Genomic DNA, 11,587 nt, shown 5'->3' with positions numbered 1-11,587 from the left:
CAATTCCTGCCATTTAACATAAAAGTGCAATCATTCTTGGTTTTAGAATGATTGCACTTTTGTGTTAAATGGTAGGAATCAAAAGGTCCCTTGTCCCCGTCTTTTTTTAATTATGCTTTCTTCAATCGTTTATGCACTTTTTTCTTCTCAGCGCCAACATAAGCCACCGCTTTAAAGTCACGGATCGAGGTAACTTTGATCTTACCTGGATAAGTTAACTCATTTTCAATCTCATCCTTAACTTCATTAGCCAACTGTTGGTTCTGTTGATCGTCCAGTTTCTTTGGATCAACCACAATCCGGATTTCCCGGCCCGCTTGGATGGCATAACTTTCTTTGACACCCTGCTTGGAGCTGGCAATGCGTTCCAGATTTTTGAGTCGGTTGACATACTCTTCAACAGACTCGCTTCGAGCACCTGGGCGCCCACCGGAAATTGAATCTCCAGCCGCAACCAGATGAGCGATTGGCGTTGTTACTTCAACATCCCCATGGTGAGAGGCGATGGAATTGATGACTTGTGGGTCCTCACCATAGGTTTCGGCAATCTTAACACCCAACTCAACGTGAGTGCCGTCCACTTCTCTATCAATTGCCTTACCAATATCATGGAGTAAGCCGGCCCGCTTGGCAATCTTGACGTTCAAGCCCAATTCGGCAGCCAGCATCCCTGAAATATCAGCGACTTCAATCGAGTGATTCAAAACGTTTTGACCATAACTGGTCCGATACTTCAGTCGACCAACAATCTTTAACAGATCCGGGTGCATCCAGCCGATGTGAAGCGAACCAACCACTTTTTCACCGGTGCGCCGGAGCTCGTTCATCAAATCCAATTGAGCGCTCTCAACCTGGTGCTCAATTGATTGCGGATTAATCTGCTTAGTGACCGCCAAGTTGGTAATCACCGTCTTGGCAACTTCTCTTCTCAGTGGATCCTGGGTGACCACGTGTAACAAATGCGGATCATCTGGATCAAACACCAAATCGGTACCCGTCAAACTTTCGATGTAGCGAATATTAGAGGCCTCGCGACCAATTAACTTCTGCTTAGTATTGTTGTCGTTAATTTGCACTGAATGCTCAATGTGTTCACGCGGCATGTCGACGGGTCCGCGTTGGATGGCGTCGTCAGCCAAAATTTTGGCCATCTTTGGCGCGTTGACCTGTGCTTCGTCATCTTGATATTTCAATTCAATATCTTTTTCACGCTTCAACGCCGTCTTCAATTCATCGAGAATTTGTTGTTTAGCCTCGGCTAAACTGATTGAACCGCGCTCCTGCAACGTTTTTAATCGTTCCTGGGACAAATCATTTGCGGTGTGGTGAAGCTGTTCAATTTCAGCTTTTTGCTGATTAATTTCATGACTTTCGTCAGCCAGCTTTGAATGCAGCTGATCCAGACGAGATTCGGTTTGCTTCAAACCGGTTTCCCGTTGTTGGATTCTGGTCTGTCGGGTGACGTTATCGGCTTGGTAGCTGTCAAGTTCTTCTTCAATTGAATCCTGGTAGTCAATGGTTTGTTGCTTGCCATCGGCAATAATCTTGGCAGATTGTTTCTTGGCGTCTTCATTGGCGTTGTTCAACAGCTTTTCAGCAGTGGCTTTCGCATTTTGAATCTCCTGCTGGAAGTGACGCTTTTGCAGCTGCATGCCGCATGCAACACCCACGATGGCCGCCAAAATTCCTAGAATTATGATTAGTAACAAGTGCGGACCTCCTTTCTAAAAACAGTCCTAATAGTAGTTTAACATACTCACTGATTGAAGTCGCCAAAGTTTATAGTTAGTTCAAATAGCGATTCAAAAACTTTTTGACGGTATCCGTATAGAGTTTCGGGTGGGTACTAAATGAACGTGAATGAGCGGCTCCCGGAACGATCAGCAGCTGCTTTGGCCCCTTGTCAGCCCGATACAGTGGGTAAACCATTTTGGTCGGGACAAATTGGTCTTTGGCACCATGAATAAACAACATCAGCCGTTTGTTCTTCGCAACTTGATTCAAAGCGCTGGCTTTTTTGAACGAATAACCATTTTTCATGTGATTAATCCCGCTCACAATGTCGACCAACGGGAATTTGGGTAGATGATACATTTCCTTGGCCTGGTAGGCAATCTCGGAATAGACATCCGTGTAGCCACAGTCTTCAATAAACGCTTTAACTTGAGTGGGCAGGCCTTTGACTCCACTGACCATCATCGTCGTCGCACCACCCATGCTGGTTCCAAAAATCGCAATTTCAGACTTTTGACCGGTGTGGTGGATGACCTTTTTGACCCATTTAACGTAGTCCAAGCGATCCGGCCAGCCATAGCCGATATAGTTTCCTTGACTGTCGCCGTGACCGCGGGCGTCCGGTAATAAGACGTTGTAGCCCAGGTTGTGGAACAGGTAGGCATAGTCGAACATGCGGTTCTTGTTGGACATGAAGCCATGAGCAATAATGATGGTCTTCTTGGTGGCCTTGTCAGCTGATATGTAATTGGCATCTAATTTAAGGTGCCGAGTAGCAGACATTTCAAACCAATGCTGCTTGTCAGCACCCTGATACCATTTGTAGGCCGGATAGCGCGAGTTGCCGGGCTTGATTGGCTCAGTCTTGCTTAAAAATGATTTGGGAGCCGGTACCACGGCAACATTGTAAAAATACATCCCGGCACCAAATAGACCACCACAGATGATCACAACTGCAGAAGCCAATCCAATAAAAACTTTTGTTTTTCGTTTCATTCATCCATCCCACCAATTCAATTTTTCTCGTGATAAATATACCACATTCTGAATTTTAACGCCGAAATTTGGTGATTAGCAAAAAAGTCGTATAATATAAGTAACGAACAGGACGGTGATCACATGTTTCCAGAAAGATTACGAGCATTAAGAAAAGGCCAACAATTAACTTTGGAAGAACTAGCCCGCGCGATCAACAAAGATTCCCCGACTGATAAGGAGCATGAAAGTACCGGCTCTCAAATCGGTAACTGGGAACGTGGCATCAGAACGCCCAACTACATCGAAATCCAGCGCCTCGCCAAGTTCTTCGACGTCACCATGGATTATTTGACAGGGTTATCTGAAAATAATACCTATGACTTGGCGCGACTATTTATTTCAGATAAAACCTTGCAATTTAATGGTCAAGATTTGAGTTCCAAGGACCGATATGAAATCTATCAGTTAATCTCAGGTTACGTCCACGGAAGAAGCAATGCCCCGCACGATCAAGGACCGCGGACGGAACAAGGAGAATTAGATCTTTAATGTCTCAAGCAAGCTGTTTAACTTCTGAGCATTTATTCAATAACGAGGTTTGATGCGTTTTCGCGCATCGAGCCTCGTTATTGGATAATGCGGTCGAAGTTGGCTTGGTGAGCGTATTTACGTACCGTCACATTCAGTGCTAACCAAAAAAGAAACTCAAACGCTTATCTCAAAAGGAGTCCAGTATGCTAACCAATAAACAAAAGAAAAAGTTGCTCAAGAAAAAGCACCCCACTACCCAACCGGCTGAATCCAACTATATCGCCCAGATGCTAAAATACCGCGATCAATTTGCTGCCTATCCACAGGTTAAATTTCTCATCAATAATGTCATTGAAAGTGACCATTTAATCAAACAAGGACTCCTACCGCAAGACTTGCCGGAATTAATTCTCCCCGATGATATCCAAGATCAAATTTTCAAAGATATCAACGGTCGATTCAAACCCGGTGATCCCAAAGGCGACCAGCTTTGGAACGAGCTGTCGGATGCGCTGCCCAAACTTGATAAACAATTGCGTTCATTCCGGGATTACTTAGAGAGTCAATACGGGATGTGGGCCTATATCTCTGCCCCGTTTATCAAGGATCTCGCCGACTCCATTGGTGACTCACCGGTGCTGGAAGTGATGGCCGGCAACGGATATATTTCCAAAGGACTGAATGATCTTGGCGTAAAAGTCTTCCCAACCGACAGTCTTGAATGGGTTGACGAAAATCAAACGGGTAAGCATCAGCTGATTCCCGTTGAAAAACTGGATGCGCTGGCTGCAATCGCCAAATATCAGAGCCAGGTGAAATACGTTATCATGAGCTGGTCACCGGACAAACAAACGATTGATGTCGACGTCCTCAATGCCATTAGAAAAGCCGACAACGATTTGGAATTAATCGTTGTCGGCGAAAAAAATGGTGCTACCGACTCCAAAGCTTTCTGGCAACAAGCCCATTTCATCAAGCCCGAGACTGCCAAACAGCTGAACCGACATCACCAACCATTTGATTTAATTAAAGATCAGATTTACCTAGTTGACTAAGCTTAGGCAACGGTAACTTGCTAATCAAAGCATGCTTTTCAATCGGCTTCTTCTCCAACTCGAGAAGGGCTTTTTTAGTTTCTTTACCGCCACGGTACTCGCCGATGTCGCCGCTGCTGCGTACCACCCGATGACACGGAATCACGATCAAATCCGGATTCATAGCCACGGCGTGAGCCACCGGCCGGATTGCCTTGGGTTTACCAATATTTTCAGCCAACTGCTTGTATGTGACTGTCTGCCCATATGGGATCTTTTGAATTTCTGCCCAGACCTGGTGCTGCAAATCGGTGCCGATATTCTCCAAATCCAGCGGCAAATCAAAGTCTTGACGCTTTTGATCAAAGTAATCGGTAAATTCAGATAAATAATCAGCGGTCACCGAATCGTCGTACATAAATTGGTCATCATAACGATCGGGGTAAAAATCAAAAAGTTCAGACAAGTACTTACCGGGGCTGGAAACAAAGTTCAACCCTTTTTCAGTGACTGTGAAGAAGAATTTTTGATTATTCACTTCGATGCTTTCCCAATACAATTTTTTCATAAATGTAATTCTCCATTACCTACAAATCGTCTATTTCCATTATTGTAACATATCAAGCCGGCGGATGAGTTGGCTTCGCTTGACTCACGGACCGGGAATTGCCACAATGATATTATAGATTGTCAAAATAAAGGAGCCGACTTAAATGGCAGACACCAGCAAGACTTTTACCCGAACAACCACGGGCTTGCACTACGACTTAAGTAAAATTAATATTAATAAATCGATTCACGAACTGATTGATGACGGAAAAAAGATTCGTGACCGGATCTCATTTGACCAGCTGGGAAAATTTGTCCCGGTTAAGCGTAACGTGGTTGAAGGAATTTCTCACGTTGAAGAAAAGATGATCGGAGATTTAATGCCGCTGCGCCACAAGCGTCTGGCAGCCTCGGCCTTCGCATTTTTCCGCGGCACGGATGAATTGATGGCTTTCGACCTGTCGAAACAGACCTCCACCAATATTCCGGTGGTCATTTCCGGTGACGCTCATTTGGGGAACTTTGGTTTTTATGCGTCTCCTGAGCGAAAACTTCTGTTCGACCTCAACGACTTCGATGAATCCACCATTGGCTCATGGGACTGGGACCTCCGGCGCCTGCTTGTCAGCATTGTCCTCCAAGGAGAGCAGCTGGGACTAGCCAGCGACCAAATTAACGAGATTATGCAGGGAGCGGTTGAAACCTACCAGCAGATTCTCAGCCAATGTTTTGATGACCACTCGGCAATGGAACGCTACTACTTCTCCACAGAAGTTGAATCCTTCCTGCAGTCGGAGGACTCCGATCACAAACTACCAAAAGTTTGGCGCAAAATTCGAGATAGTGCCGAACAACGGAACTCTGATAAAGTGGTCAAAAAATTCACGACATTGGATTCCCGGGGACATCTTGTCTTTAAAGAAAACGCTCCACGAACCGTCCATGTCAGTGATCGCCGCTTCAACGAAATTCGCGAGCACTTGCGGAGTTACACCCGCTCGGTCAGCCCGGACGTCACCGTCCTCCTTTCACAATTTCATATCAGTGATATTGTCCGCCATAGCGTCGGTGTTGGTAGTTTTGGCACCCGGTGCTACCTGGTCTTGTTAACCGCGATTGACGGCAGCCACCTGGTTCTCCAAATCAAGGAGGCCTTGCAGACTCGGCGTTTTAGAGGTTTTGATGTGACGACCCCATTTAGCCAGAGCAAGCCGGATAATGGTGAGCGAATCGTCACCTGCCAGCAAATTTTACAGCGGGCGTCTGATCCACTGCTGGGCTTCTATCACAACGATGATACCGGCCGCAGCTTCTATGTCCGTCAGTTCTGGGACATGAAAGAATCGATTAACTTGGACAAATTAGACGCCGATGATTTTGCCACCTACGCTAAAATCTGTGGGCTCCTGCTGGCACGGGGCCACGCCCAAAGTCCGACCGCCGCGATTGTTCACGGATATGTCGGCACCAAGAAAAAACTAGTCTCCGCTTTAATTAACTGGGCAAATGAATATTCAAAACAGGTCCACGAGGATTACCAGGAATTTTTGGATTCGTTGGACGCGGATGAAACGAGGGAATAATGATGCATAAAGTTGTCTTTCACATTGATGAATTGGATAAGTGGGATCACACACTGAGCAATATTAGTAACCTGCTGGATTATGGACGGGTGAATAAGGAAGAATACCACATTGTCGTCTTAGTCAACGGCGATGCCATCAAAGGCTATTTGGACGAGCATCTGCGAAATGCCGTTGAGCAATTCAGCCGAGAAGGGGTTAGATTCCACGCCTGCAATAATTCGATGAATAGCCATTCGATTAAGGAAAATCAGTTACCGGCAAACGTTGAAATCGTCGCTGCCGGTGTCGCTGATTTGGTTTCACTGCAGGAACAGGGTTTTGCCTATATCAAGCCTTAAAGTGAACCAAACGATCATAGTCGTTATCTGGGAGCACGCTTTTTTAATAGAAATTTTAGTCACTAACAAGAGGCTGGGACAAAACTAAAAATTTTGGTTCTTCGTCAACTGTTGTTGGTGAACAAAATATTGGAGTTCTAATCACTTGGTGATTAGGGCTCTTTTTGTATGAACTCGAAAAGCGAACAGCACTCTTAGCCGGAATCTGAAGAAGTTTCGGTAACCAAATCCAGTGCGCTTAATGACTTTAATCTTGTTGTTTGAACCTTCTAATGGCCCGTTGGTGTGGTGGGTGAAAGTGTTGCCAATTTCATCATGATGAGCCGCCAAGGTTTGGAGGCTGCCAACATCTCTTCCGAGCACCCCTGCAGTGTGAAAGGCTTGATTATAGTTGGCCAGTCGCGGTTTTTGATGGTTTCACGTAACCGATTCATCACGTCGTAAGTTTGCTTGAGCTCGGATCAATGTCCAGTAAAGCATCAACCACATCCGTGCAGTTGCCGGATAAGGAAGTTTGTCCACTTACGGAAAGCCTCGTAGTTAAGGTGATTGGCCGGCGTTAATAATAGTTTCCAATAGCGTTTCAAGGCGTGATACTGGCGTGAGAAGTGGCCAGGGTTTTCATGAGACGCACTCGCGTCTTATTAAAAGCCGGTTTAAAGCGTTAACCAGGTGGAAGGGATCGATGACAACGATGGCGTTCGGAAGATCTGCCCAACCAATTTGGGATAGTATAGTTCATATCGTAACGATAATTTTCACATTTCTCGCGCGGCTTGGTCATAATGTTGGAAGTACTTTTGAAGCTGATAGATGTTCTAAAGGGCAACAGGTCAATCAATTCGTGGGTTTCCGCGTCCATAAATTCAAAGCTCATCGCGTCGGCGCTCTTAGTACTTTTAACTTCGTCCATGAGGAGAACTTTGGGTAAGTAGTGCCAGTTGGTTTGAAAGTCGTGTTCAGCGCGCAAGAGCTGCCGACCAACGAATGAATCCGAAGTGGACAATTCATTGGCAATGTGTTTGAGGCTCACTGGTTCCGTTAACTTCTCTAAACATTGTTTCCGGGTTGTATTTGAAATCGTGCAGTGCTTCGGCACTGCACTCGTCTGCGCCAGGAAGTTGGTATGACAAGCCTTACAGTGAAAGTTTCGCCGATTGAGGCATAGGATAACCGTGCTGCCCAATGTTTTAGCGAATCTAATGGTGGTCTTCCGCCAACCATAGCCAATGATCTGGTGATCATTAATAACCCCACAATTGCGGCAGGCCTTGGGAGAATAGTTCAGTGATCCATTTAATCTGATTACCCCATCATCACCTATTTTGCCATTCTCAATTTTTAAGTGTTCATCATCTATTCCTAACAACATTTTCGTAGTATCATTTGACATAGGGCATTTCCTTCTTTCTCTAAAATCTTCGTGGTTGTTGGTTTTGATGAACGGACAGGAAATGTCCGCTTTTTTTATTCTAATGAAAAACAAAAAATCTGTCATCAGTAATAGATAAAAATCTATTACCAACAACAGATATTGTAGAGCCAAAATTTTGTTCCAGCCTCGTTTTGCGCCTAAATATTATCTAGCAGAACTGTGGGCCAATAAGCAGCTTCCGGCCGTATAAGGGAATTACCCAAATATCCAAGTTCTGGATATTCGGGTAATCCCCTTATACTCTGAAAGCTAACCGCTTATTGGCCCACGCTCTTGGCGTCTTTAGCTGATTAATTTCTCTACCCCGCCCTGAATCTGCTCGGGCTTATCCACCAACGTATTCGCATGGGCGCCCAACAGTTCGGCAACGTCGCCAAATCCATAAGTAACTCCCAGCGTCTTAACCTGATTGTGATAGCCGCCAAGCATATCGGTGTCACGGTCGCCGATCATGATGCTGTCGTTGGCGTTGGCATGAGTTTGTTCCAAGGCATATTTGAGAACCGCTGTCTTGGTCATCCGGGTTTTCTCGTCAGTCCCCGCACCAAATCGACCGGTAAAGTATTGCGTCAAATCTAGTTGATCCGTCAATTCATGAATCAAATCTTCCGGCTTGGCAGAGGCGATATTGACGTCGTAGCCCTGTTCGTTCAAGGCCTGCAACTCCTGGACAATGCCGGGATACAGATCGAGTTGGAACATCCCCTCGCTACGGTAATAATCGGCATAGTATTTTAACGCCTGCATCTGATCCGCTTCAGATAGCTGGGGATAAAATTTTTGGAGGCTGGTCTTGAGTGCCGGGCCAATAAATTTCAAGTATTGATCATGTGTCAGTTCCGGCAATTTCATTTTGTCGACTGCGTACTTCAGCGATTTGAGAATGCCGGCTTCCGAGTCGGCGATCGTCCCGTCAAAGTCAAAAAATAATTGTGTCATGGGTAACCTGCTTTCATCTTGTGTTGATAGTTAAATATTATCAAGGGTTGGGCATCAGAAATCAAGCCCCTCACAAGATGAATTCGACTACTTTGTAAAATGTAGTATATTAGAAGTATCAAAAAATTGAAAAGAGGTCAGCCCAACTCATGGTGCTTACATTTATTTTCCTAATCATTGCCGGCTTCGCAGCGGGATTGCTCGCCTCAGTCGCCGGGCTGGCTTCACTTGTCTCCTATCCAGCCTTGTTAGCGGTGGGGCTTCCGCCAGTTATTGCCAATGTTACCAATACCACTGCCCTGATCTTCTCAGGAATCGGTGCGACGGCTTCTTCGCTAAAGGAACTCCGAGGGCATTGGAAAAAATTGACCCTGTACGTCATACTTTCACTTATCGGAAGCATCGGTGGTAGTGTGCTGTTGCTGATTGCACCGGCTTCGTCGTTTGAAAAAGTGGTTCCTTTCTTCATCCTCTTCGCCGGCATTCTGTTATTCATGTCCGGTCGAAAAAAGGACGTTTCCACTGCCAAATTGAAGCAGGCACACCAAACGCCAACCAAGCGCTTCTGGGTGTCACTGATCAGCCTGACCGGAATTGTCCTAGTCGGAGCTTACACTGGGTACTTTGGTGCTGCGGGCGGCGTTATCTTCCTCGCAATTTTATCAATCATCACTGATGATCGTTTTACCGTGGTCAACGCCATGAAGAATGTGATTGCCTTTGGTGGCAACTTGATTGCAACCGTTATTTTTATTTTCAAGTCAAAAATTGACTGGCTATTGGTGATCCCGCTTGGATTTGGCTTGCTAATTGGCGGCTACACCGGACCGATCATTGTCCGTCACTCAAATATCCATTTGCTGCGGATTTTGATTTCATTAGCTGCATTTGGTTTGGCTGGGTATTTGTTTGTGACTGCTTATTTTTAAAAGAATCAATAACTAAGGGAGCGGCTCATTTGAGCTGCTCCCTTAGTTACAAATATACGGCTGTTCAAATTCATTCTCCGTCACGAATTACAATTAGAAAGTAATTTGTCCAACAATCAATCCATAAATCGCATAGATTGCGGCCAGCACAATGAAGATTGCCAGCAACATTTCAATCGGTCCAAAGACCTTCTCGGCGTGGTTATCCTTCTTCTGTAAGATCCAGAACACTGGAATTCCGGCAGCAAAGAGCAGTGACATCAAGAGAAGGAAGTTGGCTCCAGCGGCAAACAACAGCCAGCAGGCATACAGACTGGAAATAATTCCAACAATGATGTTGCCGGTTCGTCCTTTGCCATGATCTTCCAGGAATGAATACTTCAATTGATAGAATGCTGAAAATGCGTAAGGAATCAAAATTGCGGCACTGGCAATTGAATAGAAGAAGTTATAAGCAGAAGCCGTAATCAGGTACGAGAACATGAAGATTTCCACACAGATGTTGGTAACGGTCAATGAGGTAATTGGTGCCCCATTCTTATTTTCCTTGGCAAACATCTTCGGGAAGGATCCTTCTTTGGCAGCTTCGTATGGCAATTGACCGGCGAACATGGTCCATGACAGCCAGGCACCCACAACGGAAATGATTAACCCGCCGTTAACAACCATGGCGCCCCATTTACCAACCAGGCTTTGAAGCAGTTCGGCCATCGCAGGTTGAGTTAAGTGTGCCAACCCTGCACGACTCATAACACCAAATGATAGCAATGTGATTAACATATAAATCAAAATAACGGTGATAATTCCAAGAACTGTTGCCTTACCAACGTCAGAACGTTTCCGGGCACGGCCAGAGAAGACGACCGCCCCTTCGATTCCGATGAAGACCCAAACAGTTACTAACATCGTACTCTTGGCTTGTGCCATAACACTACCAAATTCAAATTTCCCACTTGGTGTAAACCAGAAATCACTGGTAAACATATTCATCTTAAACGCAAACAATACGATAATGATGAATAGGAAGATTGGAATCAATTTGGCAATGGTAATAATTGTGTTAACAAACGATGCAGATTCAACCCCGCGTAAAATCATAAAATGGCAGGCCCATAAAATAAACGATGCTGCAATGATTGACCAGATGTTTTGGCCATCCCCAAATACCGGTAGGAAGTAGGCAACGGCACTCATTAACAGTGTCGCATAACCAACGTTTCCAAGCCAAGCGGACAACCAGTAGCCCCATGCAGAATTAAATCCCATGTACTTACCAAAGCCAGCTTCAGCGTAGCTATAGACACCGGCATCCAGATCTGGACGCTTCATGGTCAAATTCTGGAACGTCAAGGCTAACATCACCATTCCAATGGCGGTAATAACCCAACCAATGATGATCGCACCGGCTCCGGCTCCTACGGCCATGTCGTGCATCAGGTTGAACACACCACCACCGATGATTGATCCAACAACCAATCCGATCAGTTCGAGCAGCCCTAATTTACCATCATGCTCTTTCATTTAGCTCACTCCC

General features: G+C 45.5%; 11 protein-coding genes and 1 pseudogene. 5 read left to right on the top strand and 7 right to left on the bottom strand.

Annotated features, from left to right (window positions below):
• Positions 1-110: 110 nt before the first annotated feature.
• Both rny and KE627_RS08255 read right to left on the bottom strand, forming a co-directional pair.
• Positions 111-1,709, bottom strand: a complete 1,599-nt coding sequence (gene rny, locus KE627_RS08260) for a ribonuclease Y (protein WP_013727305.1) — start codon at positions 1,707-1,709, stop codon at positions 111-113.
• A 76-nt stretch (positions 1,710-1,785) separates the two neighbouring features.
• Positions 1,786-2,730: an alpha/beta hydrolase gene (locus tag KE627_RS08255; protein ID WP_056939280.1), complete on the bottom strand. Its 945-nt coding sequence runs from the start codon at positions 2,728-2,730 to the stop codon at positions 1,786-1,788.
• Positions 2,731-2,853: 123 nt separating this feature from the next.
• On the opposite strand from KE627_RS08255, the gene KE627_RS08250 reads away from it, so the two are divergent.
• Together KE627_RS08250 and KE627_RS08245 are read left to right on the top strand one after the other, a co-directional pair.
• Positions 2,854-3,261 carry a helix-turn-helix domain-containing protein gene (locus KE627_RS08250; RefSeq protein WP_013727303.1) on the top strand — a complete coding sequence of 136 codons (408 nt, stop codon included), beginning with the start codon at positions 2,854-2,856 and terminating at the stop codon, positions 3,259-3,261.
• 185 nt (positions 3,262-3,446) lie between these two features.
• Positions 3,447-4,298, top strand: a complete 852-nt coding sequence (locus tag KE627_RS08245) for a hypothetical protein (protein WP_013727302.1) — start codon at positions 3,447-3,449, stop codon at positions 4,296-4,298.
• Here the strand turns inward: KE627_RS08245 and KE627_RS08240 are convergent.
• The gene (locus tag KE627_RS08240; protein ID WP_013727301.1) at positions 4,270-4,845 is read right to left on the bottom strand and encodes a methylated-DNA--[protein]-cysteine S-methyltransferase; all 576 of its coding nucleotides are present in this window, start codon (positions 4,843-4,845) and stop codon (positions 4,270-4,272) included. The genes KE627_RS08245 and KE627_RS08240 overlap by 29 nt on opposite strands.
• A 145-nt stretch (positions 4,846-4,990) precedes the next feature.
• Here KE627_RS08240 and KE627_RS08235 point away from each other — a divergent pair, with 145 nt between their 5' ends.
• Both KE627_RS08235 and KE627_RS08230 read left to right on the top strand, forming a co-directional pair.
• The gene (locus KE627_RS08235) at positions 4,991-6,409 is read left to right on the top strand and encodes a DUF2252 domain-containing protein (RefSeq protein ID WP_056939279.1); all 1,419 of its coding nucleotides are present in this window, start codon (positions 4,991-4,993) and stop codon (positions 6,407-6,409) included.
• Positions 6,410-6,411: 2 nt separating this feature from the next.
• Entirely contained in the window at positions 6,412-6,750 is a 339-nt protein-coding gene (locus tag KE627_RS08230) for a DsrE family protein (RefSeq protein ID WP_014939468.1), read from the top strand.
• Between the two features lie 141 nt (positions 6,751-6,891).
• Here KE627_RS08230 and KE627_RS12360 read toward each other — a convergent pair.
• The 3 genes and pseudogenes from KE627_RS12360 to KE627_RS08220 form a co-directional block, all read right to left on the bottom strand.
• Positions 6,892-7,035, bottom strand: a pseudogene (locus KE627_RS12360) (transposase); the annotation flags it as partial.
• Between the two features lie 379 nt (positions 7,036-7,414).
• On the bottom strand, positions 7,415-8,122 hold the full coding sequence (locus KE627_RS12355) for a hypothetical protein (RefSeq protein ID WP_249291328.1): 708 nt from the start codon (positions 8,120-8,122) through the stop codon (positions 7,415-7,417).
• A 345-nt stretch (positions 8,123-8,467) separates the two neighbouring features.
• Entirely contained in the window at positions 8,468-9,124 is a 657-nt protein-coding gene (locus KE627_RS08220) for an HAD hydrolase-like protein (protein ID WP_013727299.1), read from the bottom strand.
• 149 nt (positions 9,125-9,273) lie between these two features.
• Here KE627_RS08220 and KE627_RS08215 point away from each other — a divergent pair, with 149 nt between their 5' ends.
• Positions 9,274-10,053, top strand: coding sequence for a sulfite exporter TauE/SafE family protein (locus KE627_RS08215; protein ID WP_056938720.1), 780 nt, complete (start codon positions 9,274-9,276; stop codon positions 10,051-10,053).
• Between the two features lie 93 nt (positions 10,054-10,146).
• On the opposite strand, the gene arcD is transcribed toward KE627_RS08215, so the two are convergent.
• Positions 10,147-11,574: an arginine-ornithine antiporter gene (arcD, locus tag KE627_RS08210; RefSeq protein ID WP_013727297.1), complete on the bottom strand. Its 1,428-nt coding sequence runs from the start codon at positions 11,572-11,574 to the stop codon at positions 10,147-10,149.
• Positions 11,575-11,587 lie beyond the last annotated feature (13 nt).

The organism is Lentilactobacillus buchneri (assembly GCF_018314255.1).
Lineage (GTDB): Bacteria > Bacillota > Bacilli > Lactobacillales > Lactobacillaceae > Lentilactobacillus > Lentilactobacillus buchneri.
This window is presented reverse-complemented; position numbering and strand designations above follow the sequence as displayed.